Origin of the sequence: Halomonas ventosae (assembly GCF_004361885.1) — a bacterium.
GTDB lineage: Bacteria > Pseudomonadota > Gammaproteobacteria > Pseudomonadales > Halomonadaceae > Halomonas > Halomonas ventosae_C.
Genome location: NZ_SNWH01000018.1, coordinates 15,833 through 35,218, shown reverse-complemented (window position 1 = coordinate 35,218; position 19,386 = coordinate 15,833). Strand labels below are relative to the sequence as shown.

Annotated in this window: 18 protein-coding genes and 1 pseudogene; 12 read left to right on the top strand and 7 right to left on the bottom strand. The window is 66.1% G+C overall.

The window, feature by feature from the left end; genetic code table 11:
- The first annotated feature begins 165 nt into the window (after window positions 1-165).
- The 8 genes from osmF (at window position 166) to DFO68_RS12250 (ending at window position 9,399) form a co-directional block, all read left to right on the top strand.
- Window positions 166-1,029 carry a glycine betaine ABC transporter substrate-binding protein OsmF gene (gene osmF / locus DFO68_RS12285; RefSeq protein WP_243726510.1) on the top strand — a complete coding sequence of 288 codons (864 nt, stop codon included), beginning with the start codon at window positions 166-168 and terminating at the stop codon, window positions 1,027-1,029.
- A 7-nt stretch (window positions 1,030-1,036) separates the two neighbouring features.
- On the top strand, window positions 1,037-2,197 hold the full coding sequence (locus DFO68_RS12280; protein ID WP_243726509.1) for an ABC transporter permease: 1,161 nt from the start codon (window positions 1,037-1,039) through the stop codon (window positions 2,195-2,197).
- On the top strand, window positions 2,194-3,138 hold the full coding sequence (locus DFO68_RS12275) for an ABC transporter ATP-binding protein (protein ID WP_133483932.1): 945 nt from the start codon (window positions 2,194-2,196) through the stop codon (window positions 3,136-3,138). The genes DFO68_RS12280 and DFO68_RS12275 overlap by 4 nt, the downstream gene beginning before the upstream one ends.
- Entirely contained in the window at window positions 3,131-3,859 is a 729-nt protein-coding gene (locus tag DFO68_RS12270; RefSeq protein ID WP_133483931.1) for an ABC transporter permease, read from the top strand. The genes DFO68_RS12275 and DFO68_RS12270 overlap by 8 nt, the downstream gene beginning before the upstream one ends.
- Window positions 3,860-4,025: 166 nt before the next feature.
- The gene (locus DFO68_RS12265) at window positions 4,026-5,240 is read left to right on the top strand and encodes a thiamine pyrophosphate-dependent dehydrogenase E1 component subunit alpha (protein WP_133483930.1); all 1,215 of its coding nucleotides are present in this window, start codon (window positions 4,026-4,028) and stop codon (window positions 5,238-5,240) included.
- A 1-nt stretch (window position 5,241) separates the two neighbouring features.
- Window positions 5,242-6,219: an alpha-ketoacid dehydrogenase subunit beta gene (locus DFO68_RS12260; RefSeq protein WP_133483929.1), complete on the top strand. Its 978-nt coding sequence runs from the start codon at window positions 5,242-5,244 to the stop codon at window positions 6,217-6,219.
- 28 nt (window positions 6,220-6,247) lie between these two features.
- Window positions 6,248-7,546: a 2-oxo acid dehydrogenase subunit E2 gene (locus tag DFO68_RS12255; RefSeq protein ID WP_133483928.1), complete on the top strand. Its 1,299-nt coding sequence runs from the start codon at window positions 6,248-6,250 to the stop codon at window positions 7,544-7,546.
- Window positions 7,547-7,563: 17 nt separating this feature from the next.
- Window positions 7,564-9,399: a protein kinase domain-containing protein gene (locus tag DFO68_RS12250; protein WP_133483927.1), complete on the top strand. Its 1,836-nt coding sequence runs from the start codon at window positions 7,564-7,566 to the stop codon at window positions 9,397-9,399.
- 66 nt (window positions 9,400-9,465) lie between these two features.
- Here the strand turns inward: DFO68_RS12250 and DFO68_RS12245 are convergent, their stop codons facing one another.
- The 3 genes from DFO68_RS12245 to DFO68_RS12235 are packed head-to-tail and all read right to left on the bottom strand — an operon-like array spanning window position 9,466 to window position 12,375.
- Window positions 9,466-10,761: a TRAP transporter large permease gene (locus DFO68_RS12245; RefSeq protein ID WP_133483926.1), complete on the bottom strand. Its 1,296-nt coding sequence runs from the start codon at window positions 10,759-10,761 to the stop codon at window positions 9,466-9,468.
- A 16-nt stretch (window positions 10,762-10,777) separates the two neighbouring features.
- The gene (locus DFO68_RS12240) at window positions 10,778-11,329 is read right to left on the bottom strand and encodes a TRAP transporter small permease (RefSeq protein WP_133483925.1); all 552 of its coding nucleotides are present in this window, start codon (window positions 11,327-11,329) and stop codon (window positions 10,778-10,780) included.
- Window positions 11,330-11,379: 50 nt separating this feature from the next.
- The gene (locus tag DFO68_RS12235) at window positions 11,380-12,375 is read right to left on the bottom strand and encodes a TRAP transporter substrate-binding protein (RefSeq protein WP_133483924.1); all 996 of its coding nucleotides are present in this window, start codon (window positions 12,373-12,375) and stop codon (window positions 11,380-11,382) included.
- Between the two features lie 263 nt (window positions 12,376-12,638).
- Between DFO68_RS12235 and DFO68_RS12230 the strand changes: the two genes are divergently transcribed.
- Window positions 12,639-13,394 (top strand): 5-oxoprolinase subunit PxpA, encoded by a 756-nt coding sequence (locus DFO68_RS12230; RefSeq protein ID WP_133483923.1) that lies wholly within the window; start codon window positions 12,639-12,641, stop codon window positions 13,392-13,394.
- A gap of 50 nt (window positions 13,395-13,444) precedes the next feature.
- On the opposite strand, the gene DFO68_RS12225 is transcribed toward DFO68_RS12230, so the two are convergent.
- The 3 genes from DFO68_RS12225 to DFO68_RS12215 form a co-directional block, all read right to left on the bottom strand.
- Entirely contained in the window at window positions 13,445-13,657 is a 213-nt protein-coding gene (locus DFO68_RS12225; protein ID WP_133483922.1) for a hypothetical protein, read from the bottom strand.
- A 186-nt stretch (window positions 13,658-13,843) separates the two neighbouring features.
- Complete coding sequence (gene csiR, locus DFO68_RS12220; RefSeq protein WP_133483921.1) at window positions 13,844-14,530, bottom strand: DNA-binding transcriptional regulator CsiR; 687 nt, start codon at window positions 14,528-14,530, stop codon at window positions 13,844-13,846.
- 165 nt (window positions 14,531-14,695) lie between these two features.
- A complete protein-coding gene (locus DFO68_RS12215; RefSeq protein WP_133483920.1) occupies window positions 14,696-16,414 on the bottom strand; it encodes a SulP family inorganic anion transporter in 1,719 nt (572 codons plus the stop codon).
- 91 nt (window positions 16,415-16,505) lie between these two features.
- On the opposite strand from DFO68_RS12215, the pseudogene DFO68_RS16075 reads away from it, so the two are divergent.
- Window positions 16,506-16,709, top strand: a pseudogene (locus tag DFO68_RS16075) (bifunctional O-acetylhomoserine aminocarboxypropyltransferase/cysteine synthase); the annotation flags it as partial.
- Here DFO68_RS16075 and rarD read toward each other — a convergent pair.
- A complete protein-coding gene (gene rarD, locus DFO68_RS12205; RefSeq protein ID WP_133483918.1) occupies window positions 16,670-17,590 on the bottom strand; it encodes an EamA family transporter RarD in 921 nt (306 codons plus the stop codon). The pseudogene DFO68_RS16075 and the gene rarD sit on opposite strands and share 40 nt — an antisense overlap.
- 128 nt (window positions 17,591-17,718) lie before the next feature.
- Between rarD and DFO68_RS12200 the strand changes: the two genes are divergently transcribed.
- Both DFO68_RS12200 and DFO68_RS12195 read left to right on the top strand, forming a co-directional pair.
- Entirely contained in the window at window positions 17,719-18,534 is an 816-nt protein-coding gene (locus DFO68_RS12200; protein WP_133483917.1) for an amidohydrolase, read from the top strand.
- Window positions 18,534-19,232: a pseudouridine synthase gene (locus tag DFO68_RS12195; RefSeq protein ID WP_133483916.1), complete on the top strand. Its 699-nt coding sequence runs from the start codon at window positions 18,534-18,536 to the stop codon at window positions 19,230-19,232. The genes DFO68_RS12200 and DFO68_RS12195 overlap by 1 nt, the downstream gene beginning before the upstream one ends.
- Window positions 19,233-19,386 lie beyond the last annotated feature (154 nt).

The following is a 19,386-nucleotide window of genomic DNA, read 5'->3' as shown; positions in this document are numbered from 1 at the left end:
TGAACCATTCGCGGGCAGAAGGAGCCATGCGCCGTTTCGGCGTTGATGGACCATCTGACAGGTAATCTGTACAGGCCTTATACTCGGGATACATTCTCAAGCAAGCGGGTGAACATGATGATTCCTCTCCTGTCTCGTTGTGCAGCGTTGGCCGCAGGTACGTTGATGGCCTTCTCGGTCCAGGCGCAGGCGCCCGTGGTGGTCTCCTCCAAGATCGATACCGAGGGCTCGGTGCTCGGCCAGCTCATCCTGCAGCGCCTCGAACAGGGCGGTATCGAGGTCGAGGATCGTCTTCAGCTGGGGGCCACCAGCATCGTGCGCGAGGCGCTGATCGCCGGCGAGATCGACCTCTACCCCGAGTACACCGGCAACGGCGCCTTCTTCTTCGACATGGCCGACAGCCCGGTGTGGAACGATGCCGAGCAGGCCTACCAGACCGTGAAAGAGAAGGATCTCGCCCAGCATAGCCTGGTCTGGCTGACCCCGGCCCAGGCCAATAACACCTGGGCGATCAGCGTGCGCGGTGAGCTCGCCCGCGAGCATGACCTGGCAAGCCTCGAGGACTTGGCGGCCTATCTCGAGGAGGGCGGCGAGTTCAAGCTGGCCGCCAGCGCCGAGTTCGTTGAATCGCCCCAGGCTCTGCCGGCCTTCCAGGAGGCTTATGACTTCGAGCTTTCCGATGACCAGCTGCTGGTGCTCTCCGGGGGCAATACGGCGGCCACCATGCGCGCCGCCGCCCAGCAGACCAATGGCGTCAATGCCGCCATGACCTACGCCACCGACGGTGGCCTGCAGGCCCTGGATCTGGTGGTCATGGAGGATACCCTTAGCGTGCAGCCGGTCTATCAGCCCACTCCGGTGGTGCGCAAGGAGGTGCTCGAAACCTATCCCGAGATCGAGACGCTGCTCGAGCCGGTGTTCCGGGCCCTGGACCTGGAAACCCTGCAGCGACTCAACGGCGACGTGGCAGTGAATGGCCGCGCACCTGCCGCGGTGGCCGCCGACTTCCTCGACACCCTGGGCGACTGAGGCCATCTTGCGCACCCCGCGACCCGCCCCCAACGTGGTCCTGCTCATCCTGGCGCTGGTCGGTCTGACGGCCTGGCTGGGGCTGGAGTCGGTTAGCGTGGCGGCCAACCGCATCGTGCCCGGGACCGGCTATCGGGTCGTCGAGGTCATCGGAGGCGGCGCTTTGCTGGTCACCACGCTGCCCTGGCTGGCCCTCGCCGGGCTTGCCTGGCGGCCCTCGCGCACGCGTTTCATCGTGGCCCTGGTGATCGTGGTATTGATGCTCTCGGCGCTGCCCGCCTGGCTGGCGCTGTCGGCCGCTATGCTGGTCGAGGGTGGCCAGGCTCGGCTGGGCATCGCTGCCGGCCTCTGGGTGGTGTTCTTCCTACTGCTGCTGGCGATGATTGAGCTGCGCACCCGCCTGGCCCTGTCGCGGCTGGTTGGCTGGGCGTTGCTGTTGCCGCCCGTGGCGATCGTGGGGCTTGGCGTCGCGCGCTGGCTGTCTGCGCTGGCGCTGTGGCAGGAGTATCGCAGTCGCAGCGACCAGTTCCTGGGGGCCCTTGGTGAGCATCTGCTGCTGGTGGGGGCGGCGGTGGGGGCGAGCCTGGTGCTTGGCGTAGGCCTGGCGCTGGCCATGCGCCGCTGGCCCGGTCTTCAGAGGGTCGGCTTCGGCGTGCTCAACTTTCTGCAGACGATCCCCAGCATCGCACTCTTCGGCTTGCTGCTGGCACCGCTCGCCTGGCTGTCGGCCCAGGTTGGCTGGCTGGCGGCGCTGGGGGTCAGCGGCATCGGCTGGGCACCGGCGCTGCTGGCGCTGGTGGGCTACAGTCTGCTGCCCATGGTGCGTAACACCTTCGTCGCCCTAGAGGCGGTCGACCCTGGGGTGATCGATGCCGCGCGCGGCATGGGCATGAGCCGCAGCCAGGTGTTTCGCCAGGTGCGCCTGCCGCTGGCGCTGCCGGTGATCCTCGAGGGCATCCGCATCACCACCGTCCAGGCCATCGGGCTGACCGCGGTGGCCGCGCTGATCGGTGCCGGCGGCCTCGGTACCTTCATCTTCCAGGGGCTGGGCCAGGCCGCCATGGATCTGGTGCTGCTGGGGGCGCTGCCCATCCTGGTGCTGGCGCTGCTGGTGGATGCCCTGCTGGGCGCCCTGACCGACATCCTGCGCCCGGGAGTGGCCGAATGATCGACCTGATCCATGTCACCAAGCGCTTCGGCGCCGCTACCGCGGTGGACGACATCTCGCTCAGCGTGGCGCAGGGTGAGCTCTGCGTGCTGGTGGGGACCTCCGGCTGCGGCAAGTCGACCACGCTGCGCATGATCAACCGCCTGATCGAGCACAGCGAAGGTGAGATCCATATCGATGGCCAGCAGATCCGCCGCTTCCGCGAGCAGACCCTGCGCAGGCGAATGGGCTATGCCATCCAGAGCACCGGGCTCTTTCCCCACTGGACGGTGGCCCGCAATATCGGCCTGGTGCCGCGCCTGCTCAAGTGGCCGGCGGCGCGTGTCCAGGCGCGGGTTGAGGAATTGATGGCGTTGCTGGGGCTCTCCATGGAGGCGTTTGCCGGCAAGTACCCTCACCAGCTCTCCGGGGGGCAGGCGCAACGGGTCGGGGTCGCACGGGCGCTGGCCGCCGATCCCGACATCCTGCTGATGGATGAGCCCTTCGGCGCCCTGGACCCGATCACCCGGGAGAGCCTGCAGGATGAGTTGCGCACGCTGCAGGCCCGGCTGCACAAGACCATCGTCTTTGTCACCCACGACATGGACGAAGCGCTGCGCTTGGCGGACCGCCTGGTGGTGATGCACCAGGGGCGGATCGTGCAGCAGGGGCGGCCCTTGGAGCTGCTGCGCGAGCCGGCGGACGGCTTCGTTGAGTCGCTGCTGGGCGGTGAGGACCGCGGCCTCAAGGAGGCGGCGCTGCTGCCAGTTAGCCAGCGGATGCTGCCGCTGGGGCCGCGGCTGCTGGCGCGTGAACGGATCGGCCAGCAGGCCAGCCTGCGCGAGGCGCTCTCGCTGATGCTGTGGCGCCATGCCGAGCGGCTTACCGTGGTCGACGATGACGATCTGCCGGTGGGCGAACTCTCCCTGCGTCGCCTGGTGGGAGCACGCAGCGATGGTTGAGTGGCGTCGCTGGCGGGTGCCGCTGGGCTGGCTGGCGTTGTTGCTGGCGGCCACGCTGGGCATGGGGCAGCTGGAGGGGGTGTTTCGCTGGATCGAGTCGGACAGCCGCCAGGTGATCTATGCCCGGGCCGACTTCCTGACCCTGCTGGGGCGCCATCTGCTGGTGGTGAGCGTGGCCGCCGTGCTGGCCATCCTGGTGGGGGTGGGGGGGGCCATCGCCGCCACTCGCCGCTGGGGACGCGACTTCCTGCCGCTGGTCAGCCAGCTGGCCTCCATCGGCCAGACCTTTCCGCCGGTGGCGGTGCTGGCGCTGGCGGTGCCGGTGCTGGGCTTCGGTACCCTGCCGATCATCGTCGCGCTACTGCTTTACGGCCTGCTGCCGATCGTGCGCAACACCCTGGCCGGGCTCGAGGGCATCGACCCCGGGGTGATGGAGGCGGCGCGTGGTATGGGCATGAGCCCCAGCCAGATCCTGCGCCAGGTGGAGCTGCCGCTAGCCGCGCCGGTGATACTGGCTGGGGTGCGTACCTCGGTGACCATCAACATCGCCACGGCGGCCATCGGCGCCACGGTGGGGGCCAGCAACCTGGGCGATCCGATCATCTCGGGGATCGTCAACGGCAACACCGCCTATGTGGTCCAGGGGGCCTTGCTGATCGGCTTGCTGGCGATCAGCGTGGACAGCTTCTTTGCTCGGCTGCCGTTGGCCAGCGCTCACTGAGCGGTGGTGGCGAGTGGATCTTTTCTGTGACGTTTCGGGGACTACCCAACAGCTTCAGCTTACGTTAACGTCAAACCTGTTGCGTTGACCGTTCCCGGGGCGATCCCCTGGCGGAGCGGCCTATTAAGGACAACACTGCCCCCAAAAGGGGCACAGGATCACGACGATGACAACAACACAGGATATCCACGAGCCGACCTTCCTGGCCGGTGACGAGTTCAGCATTCCCACCTTCCGGCTGCTCAAGCAGGACGGCACCCTCCACGAGGGCGCCAAGGCACCCGACCTCGAACACGACAAGGCCTTGGCCATCTATCGCGCCATGGTGGCCACCCGCGTGCTCGACGAGCGCATGCTGGCCGCCCAGCGCCAGGGACGCCTCTCCTTCTACATGCAGTGCACCGGCGAGGAGGCGGCGGTGATCGGGGCCACGGCGGCGCTGGACGATGCCGACATGATCATGGCCCAGTATCGTGAGCAGGGTGCCCTGGTCTATCGCGGCTTCACCTTCGACGAGTTCATGAACCAGCTGTTCGGCAACGAACTGGACTACGGCAAGGGGCGCCAGATGCCGATCCATTATGGGTCGCGCAAGCTGCACTACATGACCATCTCCTCGCCGCTGGCCACCCAGATCCCCCAGGCCACCGGTTACGCCTATGGCCAGAAGCTCGCCGGCGAGGGCCATTGCACCACGGTGTTCTTCGGCGAGGGCGCCGCCTCGGAGGGCGACTTCCATGCCGCCCTGAACATGGCGGCGGTCCACGAGGTGCCGGTGATCTTCTTCTGTCGCAACAATGGCTATGCGATCTCCACCCCCTCCATCGAGCAGTTTGCCGCCGACGGCGTTGCACCGCGGGCCTTCGGCTATCGCATGCACGTGATCCGTGTCGATGGCAACGACATCCTGGCGGTCTACTCGGCCGCCCGGGAAGCGCGCCGCCTTGCCGTGGAGCACAACCAGCCGGTGCTCATCGAGGCCATGAGCTATCGCCTGGCCGCCCACTCCTCCTCGGACGACCCTTCCGGCTACCGTTCAAAGAAGGAGGAGGAGGCGTGGCGCGAGAAGGATCCCATCCTGCGCATGCAGCGTTGGTTAATCGACCTGGGCTGGTGGAGCGAGGACGAGGAGAAAGCCCTTCAGGAGAGCCTGCGCCGCGAGGTGCTGGAGACCATGAAGCGAGCCGAGAAGCGTCCGCCACCGCCGCTGGACAGCCTGGTGACCGATGTCTATGCCGACGTTCCCCCGGAGCTGCAGCGCCAGCTCGACGCCTTGAAAACGCATATTCGCCACTACCCTGAGGCCTACCCCAAGGGAGCGCGTTCCCTGGATCCGGACGTGCAGGCCGGTGACGATGTCGCGGCCAAGGGAGGGGAGTGAGATGCCCACCATGAACCTGTTGCAAGCCATCAATAACGCCCTGGACATCGCCATGGGCGAGGACGACAAGGTGCTCTGCTTCGGCGAGGACGTGGGCAGCTTCGGCGGAGTCTTCCGTGCCACCAGCCACCTGCAGGAGAAGTACGGCCGCGCACGCTGCTTCAATACGCCGCTAGTGGAGCAGGGCATCATCGGCTTCGCCAACGGCCTGGCCGCCCAGGGCTCGGTGCCGGTGGCGGAGATCCAGTTCGCTGACTACATCTTTCCGGCCTTCGACCAGATCGTCAACGAGACCGCCAAGTTCCGCTACCGCTCCGGCGATCTCTTCAATGTTGGAGGGCTGACCATCCGCGCGCCCTACGGCGGCGGCATCTCCGGCGGCCACTACCACTCCCAGTCGCCGGAGGCCTACTTCACGCACACGCCCGGTCTCAAGATCGTGGTGCCCCGCGACCCCTACCAGGCCAAGGGCCTGTTGCTGGCCTCCATCCGCGACCCCGACCCGGTGATCTTCTTCGAGCCCAAGCGTCTCTACCGCGCCGCGGTCGGCGAGGTGCCGGAGGAGGACTACCAGCTGCCCATCGGTGAGGCCGAGGTGACCAAGGAGGGAACCGATGTGACCCTGGTCGGCTGGGGGGCCCAGATGGAGGTGATCGAGCGTGCCGTGGAACTGGCGGAGAAGGACGGCATCTCCTGCGAGGTGATCGACCTGCGCACCCTGCTGCCCTGGGATCAGGATAGCGTCGCCGAGTCGGTGTTCAAGACCGGCCGGCTGGTGGTCACCCACGAGGCGCCGCGCACCGGGGGTTTTGCCGGCGAGATCGCCGCGGCCATCCAGGAACGCTGCTTCCTGTACCTGGAATCGCCCATTGCTCGGGTGACCGGCCTGGATACGCCCTTCCCGCTGACGCTGGAGAAGGAGTATCTGCCGGATCACCTGAAGATCGTCGAGGCCATCCGCGCCAGTGTGAATTTCTGACGACCGGGTTCAGGACAGGAGAGACGAGATGACAGAGTTCAAGCTGCCCGATATCGGCGAAGGTATCGTGGAGTGCGAGGTAGTGGAGTGGCGCATCAAGGAGGGTGACGTCATCGAGGAGGATCAGCCGGTCGTCGAGGTGATGACCGACAAGGCGCTGGTCGAGATCACCGCGCCGGAGGCGGGACGGGTCACCCGGCTATACGTGCCTAAGGGCGAGATCGCCCGCGTTCACGCCCCGCTGTTCGCCTATGAGGCTGAGGCTCAAATAGAGACAGAGACCGAAGGCGAGTCAACGGCCGCGCCGCAGACACCGGAGGCGTCTAAGGGCGAGTCCGCCGGGACAGCCCCCGCGCCCGCCGAACCTGCCCCGCGCCCGGCTGCGGCCTCGACGTCCGAGACCCCGCCGGCCGTTGGACTCGGCCCCCATGGGCGCATTCCGGCGAGCCCGGCGGTGCGGCGCCTGCTGCGCGAGCATGGCTTGCGTCTCGAGCAGGTGCCGGGCTCCGGCAAGCAGGGGCGGGTGCTGAAGGAGGATATCCAGGCCTTCCTGGAGCGCGGCGGCACTGCCGCCGCGGAGTCGGCGCCTGCCAGCGAAACGGCGTCCTCGACCGGCGAGGCGGAGGTTCGCGTCGAGCCCCTGCGCGGCGTGCGCGCGGCCATGGCCCGCCAGATGGTGGCCTCGGCGTCGACGATTCCGCATTTCCAGTACGGCGAGGAGCTCGATGTCACCGAGTTGCTGGCGCTGCGCGAGCGTCTCAAGCCGGTGGCCGAGGCGCAAGGTACGAAGCTTACCCTGATGCCGTTTTTCATGAAGGCCATGGCGCTGGCGATCCGCGACTTCCCGATCCTCAACAGTCGCCTCAACGAGGCAGGTGACGAGATCCACTACCTGCCGTCCTGCAACATCGGCATGGCGGTGGATGGCAAGGCGGGGCTGATGGTGCCCAACGTCAAGGGGGTGGAGAGTTTGACCCTGCTGGAGATCGCCGGCGAGATCCAGCGGCTGACCCATGAGGCCCGCGAGGGCAGGGTGGCGGCCGCCGACCTGAAGGGCGGCACCATCAGCATCTCCAACATCGGCGCACTGGGCGGCACCTATGCGGCGCCGATCATCAATGCCCCGGAGGTGGCCATCGTCGCCATCGGCAAGAGCCAGTGGCTGCCGCGCTTCGACAGCAACGATGCGGTGGTGAAGCGGGCGATCATGACCGTCACCTGGGCGGGGGATCACCGCCTGATCGATGGCGGCACCATCTCACGCTTCTGCAACGCCTGGAAGGGTTATCTCGAAGCGCCGGAGACCATGCTTCTTCACCTTGGATAAGCCATGAGTGCGCCATCATGACCCAGGCGTCCCTGCAGCAGTTCTACATTCCGGAAGAGCAGTCGATCTACCTGCTCAGCCACGACGATGCTCGTAAGCTCAAGGCGTGGGTGGCGCTGTGTCAGGCCCAGCTGGAGCAGCTGGGCTACCGGGATATCGAACTGATCGGCAAGGGCGCCTACGGCTTCGTCTTCGCTGGGCTGACCGCGGGTGTTTCCAGCCCCCGCGAGGAGTACGTCTTCAAGTTCACCCGCGTCAACCTGCCCCAGCACCTCCAGGACCGCCTGGAGGAGGAGGCCTTCATGCTGGAGCAGGTCGACCACCCTCGGGTGCCCAAGCTGATCGTCTTCCAGCGGGTGCGCAGCCAGTCGATCCTAGTGATGCAGCGCGCCCCGGGCTTCAACATGGAGGAGGTCTCGCTGCGCGAGGGACGGTTGTCTCCGCGGCTGTTGGTGCGCATCGCCGACCAGCTGGCCGATATCCTGCGCACCCTGCGCCGCGAGAGCGGGCCGGCCGGCAGGCCGGTGGTGCATGGCGACATCAAGCCCTCCAACCTGGTCTTCGACGATGCCCAGGAGACCATCGCGCTGATCGACTGGGGCTCCTCGGTGTTCGCCCAGCTTGACGCCAGCCTGCAGTTCGTGGCGACCAACGTCATGGAGCTGATGTCGGACAACCTGCAGCAGACCAACGCGCGGCTGGGCGATGTCTACTTCATCGGCGAGGAGCAGCTCAACGGGGCGCTCTCCTCGCCGCGTTTCGACGAGCAGGGCGCGGCGGCCACCCTCTACGCCCTGGCCTCGGCGCAATCCTGTCGCTTCGGCCAGCGGGCCATTCCCGCCACTTCGCTGGGGCTGCCCATGGAGTTTGCGCGCATGCTCGATGGCATGCTCGACCCCGACCCGCGCACCCGCATGCGCGCCGGCGACCACTTCATCCGCGAGATGCCAAGGCTCGCCCGCCTGGTGATGCTCGACCTGCCCACGCCCCAGGAGGCCCCCCTGGTGCCGGTCTGGAGCCGGCCGGCCGGGCGCGAGATCGACACCGTGGTCTACAGCTCGCGCAAGTCCTTCCTGCGCGAGGAGGGCGGGCGCGAGACCCTCAACGACGTCAACGACGTCCAGCTCGATCGCTACTACAAGAACTTCATGCAGAACATGGGCGAGACCGAGAAGGCCTTCCTGGCGGCGGTGAGCCGGCTGGGCAAGTACCCGGTGGTGGGTGGGCTGGCGGTGCGCTGGGAGGCCGAAGGCGTCTACATCGACACCTCGCTCAACCTGCACGATCCCCAGCGCCGCACCGCCTTCATCACTGCGGTCAACAACATGGTCACGCTGGCCCGGGCGATCCACCGTCGCGGTATCTTCAAGAGCTGCCTGTTCAATGCCCGCGACACCCTGCACCTGGATCGGCAGAGCGTCGAGGAGCCCTTCGTGCCCCTGCCGGGCATGCGCCTGCACTATGAGGTCAATGCCGTGCCGGAGCTGGAGGACCGCTCGCGCCTGCACAGCTACTTCGAGGATGGTCCCGACCCGGAGGAGTTCCTGGTGCTGCCCGAGGCGATCATCGTCTCGCTGGAGGCACTCAACGAGATCCACCATACCGGCATGATCATCTTCGAGGCGCTGGCCCAGCACCTCAAGATTCACAGCCATTACCGGCTGCTCGACCCCTCCCGGGAGGCGGAGTTTCGGCGCCGCCTGGATGATATCCTCGAGGCGGTGGGGCTGATCGAGGGGCTCGGGGTGTCAGGCTTCATGAAGATGCCCTACAAGGACACCCGCTTCTTTGCTCATATCGAGCGCCAGCCGGAGCGCTTCTATCCGCGCAATCCTCGGCAGGCCGCCGAGTAGCGCGATCAGCGCGGCGCAGAGATCATTCTCTTGCTTTCTCGGGCACGGCGCCGCGCCTTTCCATGATCAATTGCCCATGGCCTGCGGCAGCCAGGTGACGATGCCGGGGAAGAGGCTGATCAGCACCACCCCGAACATCATCAGGAAGAAGAACGGCATGGCCGCCCAGGCGATCGACAGGATATTGCGCCCCGTCATGCCCTGCAGCACGAAGAGGTTGAAGCCGACCGGCGGGGTGATCTGCGACATCTCCACCACGATCACCAGGAAGATGCCGAACCAGATCAGGTCGATGCCGGCGGCCTCGACCATGGGCAGCATGATGGAGGTGGTCAGCACCACCACCGAGATGCCGTCCAGGAAACAGCCCAGCAGGATGAACAGGACCGTCAGCGCCGCGAGCAGCATGACGGGTGACAGCCCCAGGGTGCCGATCCAGGCGGCGAGCTCCCGGGGCAGGCCGGTGAAGCCCATGGCGGCAGTGAGGAAGGCGGCGCCTGCCAGGATAAAGGCGATCATGGTCGAGGTGCGCACCGCCCCGAGCAGGGCGTCGCGGAACACCGTGCCGTCCATGCTGCCCTGGGTACTGGCCAGCAGCAGCGAGAGCACCACCCCTACGGCCGCCGCCTCGGTGGGGGAGGCCAGGCCGGCATAGATCGAGCCGATAACCCCCACGATCAGGGCCAGCAGGGGAATCAGGCGACGTGCCCGACGCAGCTTCTCGCCCAGCGGCAGGCCGGTCTCGGCGGGCGGTATCTTGTCCGGGAAGCGCCAGGCCCAGAGCATCAGGTAGCCGGCAAACAGCGAGATCAGCAGCAGGCCCGGGAAGATGCCGGCCATGAAGAGGCGCGCGATGGACTGGTCGGTGGCCACGCCGTAGACGATCAGGATGATCGAGGGCGGGATCAGCAGGCCGAGGGTCGCCGAGCCGGCCAGCGTACCGATGACCAGCTGTTCGTCATAGCCGCGGCGGGTGAGTTCGGGAATGGTCATCCTGCCCATGGTGGCGCAGGTGGCCGCCGAGGAGCCGGAGACGGCGGCGAACAGCCCGCAGCCCACCACGTTGGTGTGCAGCAGGCGGCCCGGGATGCGCTGCATCCAGGGCGAGAGGCCGGTGAACATGTCGTCGGCGAGCCGTGAGCGGAAGAGGATCTCGCCCATCCAGATAAACATCGGCAGGGCGGTGAGCTCCCAGCTGTAGCTCTCGCCCCAGACGTTGGAGGCGAGTACGTCGCCGGTGGGCACCGAGGTGAACTGCGAGAGGCCGAGCCAGCCCAGCCCCAGCAGCGAGAAGGCCACCCAGACGCCGCTGCCGAGCAGCAGCAGCAGGGTGGCGAACAGTACCGTCATCATCACGAGCATGGTATGTCTCCCGGGCTCATTCCTGGCCGCTGTCGTCGATGGTGAAGCTGGAGGGCCGGGTCACGGCGGTCACCAGGGTGGCCAGCCAGGCCTCGGCCAGTGCCAGGCAGAAGAGCAAGACCCCGGTGAGCATGGCCGACTGGGGAATCCACAGCGGGATGCTCAGCAGGCCGTAGGAGGTCTCGTTGAAGGCGATGCTGTCGTCCAGCAGCCAGTAGAGGTACCAGCCGAGATAGAGGCTGAGCACCAGGGCAATGCTCAGGCAGAAGAGCTCGACGAAGGCGCGAGGCGCGGCGGGGAGCCGGCCGATCAGCAGCGTCACGCGGATATGGCCCCCATGCACGAAGGTATAGGCGAGCCCCAGGAAGCTGGCGCCCACCAGCAGGAAGCCGGAGATTTCCGAGAGGCCGGGAATCGCCAGGCCGATGCGGTCGCCGCCGATCCCGGTCGCGATGCGATCGACGATGCGCCCGAGGATCTGGGCGGTGATCAGCGCGCAGATCAGGCAGAGGCAGAGGGCGGCGAGGTAGCCGCCCAGGTTGTAGAGCGGTCGCAGACGATAGGTCATGGCGGGAAACCGGAAGCAGGGCCGGGGCGAGACCTCGGCGGGTGGCGGGTTCAGTCGCGGGCGGCCTGGTAGGCCTCGAGGATGGCGGCCCCCTGGTCGCCGGCGCGGCCGGCCCACTCCTCGGTCATGGTCTCGCCGACCTCCTGGAGCAGTTCGGCGAGTTCGGGGGTCGGCTCGCTGACCTCGATGCCGTTCTCCTTGAGCACCGCGAGGGCCTCGTCGGTCTCCTGACGGCTCATCTCCCAGCCGCGCGTCTCGGCCTCGGCGGCGGCGTCCAGGACCGCCTGGCGGGTGGCCTCATCGAGGCGCGAGAAGGCCTTCTCGCTGACGATCACCATGTTCTTGGGCAGCCAAAGCTGGGCGTGGTTGAAGTGGCTCAGGTAGTCCCAGGCCTTGGTGTCGGCGCCGGTGGCCGGCGAGGTGATCATGGCATCGACGCGACCGGTGCTGAAGGCGGTGGGGATGTCCGGTACCTCGACCTGGGTCGGCACGGCGCCGACCAGCTGGGCGATCCGCTCGCTGGCGGTGTTGTAGGCGCGCATGCTGAGGTTCTTGAGGTCGTCGCCGGACTCGATGGCCTGGTTGGTGTAGATCCCCTGGGGCGGCCAGGGGACAGCGAAAAGCAGACGCAGCTGCTGTTCGGCAAGCTCCTCGGCGATGACCTCGCGGGAGGCCTCCCACAGGGTCTGGGCATCCGCGTAGCTGGAGGCCAGGTAGGGCACCGAGTCGACCTCGAAGATCGCGTTCTCGTTGGCCAGGCGGGACATGATCAGCTCACCGATGGGCACGATGCCGCGGCGTACCGCGTTCTTGATCTCGGCGTGTCCGATCAGCGAGCCGTTGGCATGCACGGTGATGTCCAGTTCGCCATCGGTGGCGTTGCGAACCTCGTCGGCGAATTCGCGAATGTTGATGGTGTGAAAGGTCATGTCGCCGTAGGGCGTGGGCATGTCCCACTCGGTCGCCGCCTGTGCGGTGCTGCCCAGGGTAGCAAGACCGATGGTGATGGCCGCGGTCAGCGGCAGAAGGGAGAAGCGGGCTGTCATGTTGTGGCTCCTTGAGTCAGCTCGTGTTGTGACGCCAGACGGCGCAAGGCGACGCGAAAGCTCAGTGAGCGGGCCGTCCAGCTAGAGTCTAGCGAGTGTGGACCAAGAAGGTCCGGCGTGTGATACCTCGCCAATCAACGCTCTTGGCCAGCCTGTCGAAACAAGCGTTGATCGGCGGCGATAAGCGCCTTAACTAAACAGGGTATCCGGCAAGGAGTACATTGACAGCTGCTGAACGAAACACCGCTTGGAGGAAGGGGAACATGAAAACCCTACTGCTCAACGCCGATATGGGCGAGAGCTTCGGCCCCTGGGTCATGGGGCTGGATCATGAGGTGATGCCTTACGTGGATTTGGCCAACGTGGCCTGCGGTTTCCACGCCTCTGACCCCGATGTGATCCGCATGACGGTACGACTGGCCAAGCGCCATGGTGTCACCGTGGGCGCCCATCCCGCCTATCCGGACATGGTCGGCTTCGGTCGGCGTTCGATGGCCTGCTCTGCCGAGGAAGTCGAGAACCTGGTGCTCTACCAGATTGGTGCTCTGGCGGGGGTCTGCCGGGCCGAGGGCCTGGAGGTCGGTTACGTCAAGCCCCATGGCGCGCTCTACAACGACATGATGCGTGACACCGAGATCCTCGATGCGGTGATGCGGGCGCTGGTGGCTTTCGATGCCCGCTTGCCACTGATGGTGATGGCCACCCGGGATCCCTCGGCGCAGCGTGAGCTTGCAGCGCGGCATGGTGTGACGCTGTGGTTTGAGGCTTTTGCCGATCGCGCCTACGATGGCGAGGGACGACTGGTCTCACGACGAGAATGGGGGGCTGTACACCACGATCCCGAGGTGATCGTCGGCCAGGCGCAGCGCATCGCGCTGGGCGATGCGCTGATCGCCAATGACGGCAGCGAGCTGGTGCTGGCCGCTGACACCCTCTGCGTGCATGGTGACAACCCAGAGTCGATTGCCGCCATCAAGGCGATCCGTGCCGCGTTCAATGAGCTTGCCCGTACTTCATGAGTTCAGCATGAGTCCAGCACCTCATGAGTCAAGCAGGCTGGCCTCTCTGGTCAGGCGCCCAGGCCACTTTCGCGCAACAGCTGGTCGATGTTGCGCTCGACGCGGGGCGAGGCGCACTCCTCGAGCAGCAGCTGGGTCTCCAGCTGGGTCAGGCTGTCCTGCACCAGGCGCTCGATCAACTCGGCCTTGGCGATGCCGGTGTGCTGGCTGGCACGCTCGAGGCGGGCTTCCAGGTCGCGGGGGAATCTCACTAGATGGGGCATGGTCTCTCTCCTGGGCTGGCGCCGGCTTTCCGGCCGCGTAGAAGGTATCCCGAGTGTAACATCGCCACCTCATCCGCGATGTCTATCGAGAATTTTCATGCCTGGTGATGACGTCGGCATGACGGCGCTGAACTCCGCCATGGCGATGCACTCTCGAGATGCACCATCGAATGGGTTGGTGAGCTTTTAGGCTAGCCCGCGCTGACGCATAACCTCGGTGATGATGGGTACTGGCGTCATTAGATGTTCGCGCATCTTCTCGGCGGCGAGAGCTGCATGGCGGGAGAGGATGAGCTCCACCAGAGCGGCATGTTCGCGGCGCTTGCGCTCCAGGGCCTCGGTAGAGAAGACCGTCTCGCGCAGCCAGAGGTGACGGTAGCGCTGCACCTGGTCGAACAGGCTCTCGCGAACCTTGAGCAGAGGGGGGGAGTTGCAGCCGGCGGCGATGGCGCTATGGAAGGCCTTGTGGCGAGTGTCCCAGACGTCGAGTAGCTCCTCGGCGCTATTGACCTCGGTCACCTTGGCCAGCGTATGAGCCTTGGCCAGGATGTCGGCTTCCCAGTCGTCCCCGCCGCGCTGGATGGCGAGCTCTAGGACTAGACCCTCAAGCTGGGCCCTGGCGTCGTAGAGGTCGGCGAGTTCCGACAGCGACATCGGCGCCACCCGATAGCCCCGCTGGCTGATGGCGACCACCAGGCGCTCGGCGACCAGCTGCGATAGTGCCTCACGCAGGGGACCGATGCCCAGCCCGTAGCGCGCCTTGAGACCGCTCATCAGCAATTTCTCGCCTGGCGTGAGGACGCCGTGGATGATGTCGCGTTTCAGCCAGTGGTAGGCGCTGATGCCCAGGTTCTGTTTCGCAGGAGTATCCATGGCGCTCAGTCGCTGAGAAAGTCGCTGCCATGATACCCAATCATCGCTACTCTGGTGAATCGATGTGTGATATGTCGAAAAATGAAAACAAGCCGGGATCATGGATATTCAGCGGAGTCGTTGACAAACTGAAGCAGCGGCTGGAGGTTGGCTGAGGAGTGTGCCTCAGGTCGATTCCGGCGGCCGCTTGAGTGCCTGCCAGGCAGCGTAGGTGCTGAGGAAGACGCGTCCGGTGAGGTCGTCGAGGAAGTCGCTACGCTTCAGGCGGTCCATCACCGGCCCCTTGACCTCGGCCAGATGCAGGGTGACGCCGGCATCCTCGAGGCGCGCATTGATGGCATCGAGACTCTCCAGCGCGGAGGCATCGATCAGGTTGACCGCCGAGCAGATCAGCACCACGTGCTCGAGCTCTGGGCGGCTTGCCACCAGGGCATAGACGGTATCCTCGAGATAGCGCGCATTGGCGAAGTAGAGGCTCTCGTCGATACGCAGCATGGCCAGGTGGCTGACGCTCTCGGTGGCGTGGCGCTGGATGCTGCGGAAGTGCTCGGTGCCCTCGATGCGTCCCACCAGCACGCTGTGCGGGCGGCTGGTACGGTATAGGAAGAGCGCGATGGAGAGCGAAATGCCTGCGATGATACCGGTCTCGACGCCCTCCAGCAGGGTCAGCACGATAGTCACCGCCATGGCCGAGAAGTCGCTGCGCGAGTAGCGCCAGGTCTGGCGCATCAGGGGAATATCCACCAGGGTCAGGATCGAGACGGTAATGGTGGCCGCCAGGGTGGCGATGGGCAGGTGCTGCAGCAGCGGGGTCAGCGCCAGGGTCGCCGCGCCGATGCCCAGCGCCGCGAAGAGTCCGGCCATGGGCGTGCGCGCCCCGGACTCGAAGTTGATCACCGTGCGCGACAGCCCGCCGGTGACCGGCATGCCGCCCGAGAAGGCCGCGGCGAGGTTGGCACCGCCCAGGCCTACCAGCTCCTGGTTGGGCGAGATCCGCTCACGACGCTTGGCGGCTAGCATCTGGGCCATGGAGATCGATTCGACAAAGCCCACCACGCTGATCAGCAGGGCCGGGACCAGCAGCGAGTGCCACAGCGGCAGATCCAGCGGTGGCAGGCTCAACGGCGGCAGTCCGCCGGGAATGGCGCCGACCACGGCCACGCCGCGCTCGGCGAGGCCCAGCCGCCAGCTCAGCAGGGTCGTGACGATCACCGCGATCACCGGGCCGGCCCGGGTCAGCAGGGAGGCGAGCCCCTTTGGCAGCTTCAGCGCCCTCAGCACAGGTTTTCCAACCACGCGCAATCCGATCAGGAACACCAGGCATCCCAGGCCCAGCAGCAGAGTCGGCCCGTGGGTTTGTCCCAGTGCATCGGCAAGGCTGACGGCCAGCTCCAGCGCCGTGAATCCGCTGGCCTGGATGCCCAGCAGGTGAGCTGTCTGACTGGCGGCGATTAGCACCGCCGAGGCGGAGAGGAACCCGGCGATCACCGGATGACTCAGGAAGTTGGCGAAGAAGCCCAGCCGCAACAGGCCCATGGCGGTGAGCATCAGCCCGCAGAGCAGCGAGAGCACCAGCGCCGCCTGCCAATAGGCCGGGCTGCCGGGGTCGGCGACTCCCGAGAGCGCCGCGCCGCTCATCAGCGCAATGATCGCTACCGGCCCCACGGCCAGGGTACGGCTGGTGCCGAGCAGGGCGTAGACGATGGCCGGCAGGATGCTGGCATAGAGGCCGACCACGGCCGGCAGGCCGGCGAGCAGGGCATAGGCCAGCGACTGGGGAATCACCATCACGGTGACGATCACCCCGGCCAACAGGTCGGCCCCAATCAGTCGACGATTGTAGTGGGGCAGCCAGGTGAGGATCGGCAGGTAGCGCTTGAGCATCCGTTTTCGCCAAATCGTTAGCAGGGGCGAGGGGAGCGGTCCCGGGGTATGGCGACCAGACTAAACGATATTGATCGCCGGGTTCAGGCATAGCGCCCAGCATGCCGCGGACCTCTTCGACCTTAAAGTCGAGGGCAACATCTTCTCATGGATCATGAACCTCACCTGTGCGGTGCTCGAGCAGCGCGTGGCCGCGCTGGTAAGGGTCATCGCGCCGAAAGGTGCGGTTCAGGTGACAGGGGCGCCGAGCGTCGCTCAGCGCGATGAAGCCGTGGAGACGCGCGCCTCCCTGGGGCGTGACTGCCAGGCCGACCAGGAGTAGAGGGCCAGCCCGATCCAGATCAACACGAAGGTGACCAGCTGTGGCACTGCCAGGGGCTCGTGGAAGACCAGCAGGGCGATGACGAACTGAATGGTCGGATTGAGGTACATCAAAAAGCCGAGCGTGGCCAGTCGCAGCCGCCGGGCGGCCCCGGCGAAGGCCAGCAGGGGCAGGGCGGTGATTACGCCGCTGGCCACCAGCAGGCTGGTGGTTCTGCCATCGTCGAGGAAGTGGGAGAGCTCGGCCTGGGCGAGCCAGCCCAGCGCCATCAGGGCCAGGGGCAGCAATAGCAGGGTCTCGACGAAGAGTCCCGAGAGGCCGTCCAGTGGCACCTGCTTGCGCAGCAGGCCGTAGGTGCCGAAGGAGAAGGCCAGGACCAGGCTGATCCAGGGCAGTTCGCCCAGCATCACCAGCTGGATCGCGATGGCCAGGACCGCGAGTGCCACCGCCACCCCCTGCAGCCGCGCCATGCGCTCGCGCAGCACGAGCATGCCCAGTCCCACGTTGACCAGCGGGGTCATGAAGTAGCCCAGGCTCGCCTGCAGCACATGCCGGGTCTCCACCGAGTAGATGTAGAGCCCCCAGTTCAAGGCGATCAGCAGGGCGCAGCCTAGTACCCGGCCGAGGCGCCTGGGTTCGGCAAGGGCCCGGCGGATGGGAGACCAGCGACCGAGCAGGGTGACCAGCCCGACCAGAAAGAGGCATGACCAGATCACCCGGTGAAGCAGGATCTCGAAGGCGGGCACGCCCTGGAAGAGGGCGAAGAACAGCGGGAAGCAGCCCCACATGACATAGGCGGTCAGGCCGAAGGCGACGCCCCTGCCGGTTTCCTGAGCGGTAGCGATGGTGGTCATGTCGGCCTCGATGAAACAAAAGCAGTAATTTAGCAGCCTATTGAGCTGCTGGCCATGGCGGCTGACGTCACGCCTGGGCTGAGTTACGCTGACGCCATACCTTATCCACCTGGAGCGGAGTTCCCTGCATGAGCGACCTGAGAACCACCCTGGTGCAGTGCGACCTGCGCTGGGAAGACCCCGATGCCAACTGCCGGATGCTCGAGGAGACGCTGGGCGGTCTGGGAAGCGATGATACCGACCTGATTGTGTTGCCGGAGATGTTTGCCACCGGCTTCACCATGAATTCTCGCGAGATGGCCGAGCCCATGGCCGAGAGCCGGACCGTGGCCTGGCTGAAGGCGCAGGCGGTTCGCCGTGGTTGTATGGTCACCGGCAGCGTCGCCGTGGTGGAGGACGGCGACTACTTCAATCGGCTGATCTGGGCGCGCCCGGACGGCAGCCTGGTCCACTACGACAAGCGCCACCTGTTCCGTATGGCCGGGGAGCATGAGCGCTACGCCATGGGTCACGAGCGGGTGATCGTCGAGCTCAAGGGGTTCCGGATCCTGCTCAGCGTCTGCTATGACCTGCGTTTCCCCGTCTGGCTGCGCCAGCAGCCAGGTCCCGACGAGCACTTCGAGTATGACGCCCTGCTCTGCGTGGCCAACTGGCCGGCGCCACGCCGCCACCCCTGGCGGGTGCTGTTGCAGGCACGGGCCATCGAGAACCTGTGTCCGGTGATCGGCGTCAACCGGGTCGGTGAGGATGCCAAGGGGCTCGCCTATGCCGGCGATTCTATGCTGATCGATGCCAAGGGCGAGACGCTGATCGATGAGCCGCGTGATACCCCCTTCCTGAAGACCGGCAGCCTCTCGCTCGAGGAGCTGCATCGCTTCCGTGAGAAGTTCCCCGCCTGGCGTGATGCCGACCATTTCGACCTCGCCGATGGAGTGGGGTACTGATGCGCCTGGACCGCTTCCTCTGCGCGACCACCGACCTGACGCGCAGCCTGGCCAAGAAGGCCCTGCACCGCGAAGAGGTCGAGGTGGATGGTGATGTGGTCAAGAATCCCGCCACCCAAGTCGATGAGCACAGCCAGGTTGCCTGGAACGGCGAGCGACTGTCGCTGGTCGGCCTGCGCTACGTGATGCTTCACAAGCCCGCTGGCGTCGAATGCAGTGCCCGTCGTGGCCTCTATCCGCTGGTCCGCGAGCTGGTCGACCTGCCTCAGGTTGAACGTCTGCAGACAGTGGGCCGGCTGGATGTCGACACTACCGGCCTGGTGCTGCTTACCGACGATGGCCAGTGGTCCCATCGAGTCACCTCGCCGAAGCGGCGTTACGGCAAGGTCTACGCGGTCACGCTCGCCGAGCCGCTGGATGGAGCGGCACGCGATGAGGCCGAAGCGCGTTTCGCCGAGGGACTATGGCTCGACGGTGAAGACAAGCCGACGCGTCCCGCGGAGCTGGCTATGCGCTCACCGCGGGTGGCCGAACTGACCCTTCACGAGGGCAAGTACCATCAGGTCAAGCGGATGTTCGCGGCCATCGGCCACCATGTGGTGGCCCTGCACCGCGAGGCGGTTGGCCCGCTCGGGCTCGACGGGCTTGCGCCTGGCGAGTGGCGTGAACTCACCAAGGCTGAGGTGGCACTGTTCTGACAGGCCGTGATCAACCGCTACCTAGAAGGCCAGGCGTAGGTCTTGATGCTGACTCGGCCGATACCGAGCGCATGGAATGCTTGGTTCGTACACTTTTATACCGTTATCTTTTTTTGCCATAATCACAAAACCCACACAAAACCAAACATCCGAA

Excerpts from the sequence above, each read along its gene's own strand:
- DFO68_RS12255 (WP_133483928.1), top strand. The coding sequence starts at position 6,248 with ATGACAGAGTTCAAGCTGCCCGATATCGGCGAAGGTATCGTGGAGTGC.
- DFO68_RS12240 (WP_133483925.1), bottom strand. The coding sequence starts at position 11,329 with ATGACCTATCGTCTGCGACCGCTCTACAACCTGGGCGGCTACCTCGCC.
- DFO68_RS12225 (WP_133483922.1), bottom strand. The coding sequence starts at position 13,657 with ATGCCCCATCTAGTGAGATTCCCCCGCGACCTGGAAGCCCGCCTCGAG.
- osmF (WP_243726510.1), top strand. The coding sequence starts at position 166 with ATGGCCTTCTCGGTCCAGGCGCAGGCGCCCGTGGTGGTCTCCTCCAAG.
- csiR (WP_133483921.1), bottom strand. The coding sequence starts at position 14,530 with ATGGATACTCCTGCGAAACAGAACCTGGGCATCAGCGCCTACCACTGG.
- DFO68_RS12195 (WP_133483916.1), top strand. The coding sequence starts at position 18,534 with ATGCGCCTGGACCGCTTCCTCTGCGCGACCACCGACCTGACGCGCAGC.
- DFO68_RS12215 (WP_133483920.1), bottom strand. The coding sequence starts at position 16,414 with ATGCTCAAGCGCTACCTGCCGATCCTCACCTGGCTGCCCCACTACAAT.
- DFO68_RS12260 (WP_133483929.1), top strand. The coding sequence starts at position 5,242 with ATGCCCACCATGAACCTGTTGCAAGCCATCAATAACGCCCTGGACATC.
- DFO68_RS12265 (WP_133483930.1), top strand. The coding sequence starts at position 4,026 with ATGACAACAACACAGGATATCCACGAGCCGACCTTCCTGGCCGGTGAC.
- DFO68_RS12275 (WP_133483932.1), top strand. The coding sequence starts at position 2,194 with ATGATCGACCTGATCCATGTCACCAAGCGCTTCGGCGCCGCTACCGCG.
- DFO68_RS12230 (WP_133483923.1), top strand. The coding sequence starts at position 12,639 with ATGAAAACCCTACTGCTCAACGCCGATATGGGCGAGAGCTTCGGCCCC.
- DFO68_RS12235 (WP_133483924.1), bottom strand. The coding sequence starts at position 12,375 with ATGACAGCCCGCTTCTCCCTTCTGCCGCTGACCGCGGCCATCACCATC.
- DFO68_RS12270 (WP_133483931.1), top strand. The coding sequence starts at position 3,131 with ATGGTTGAGTGGCGTCGCTGGCGGGTGCCGCTGGGCTGGCTGGCGTTG.
- rarD (WP_133483918.1), bottom strand. The coding sequence starts at position 17,590 with ATGACCACCATCGCTACCGCTCAGGAAACCGGCAGGGGCGTCGCCTTC.
- DFO68_RS12250 (WP_133483927.1), top strand. The coding sequence starts at position 7,564 with ATGACCCAGGCGTCCCTGCAGCAGTTCTACATTCCGGAAGAGCAGTCG.
- DFO68_RS12245 (WP_133483926.1), bottom strand. The coding sequence starts at position 10,761 with ATGCTCGTGATGATGACGGTACTGTTCGCCACCCTGCTGCTGCTGCTC.
- DFO68_RS12200 (WP_133483917.1), top strand. The coding sequence starts at position 17,719 with ATGAGCGACCTGAGAACCACCCTGGTGCAGTGCGACCTGCGCTGGGAA.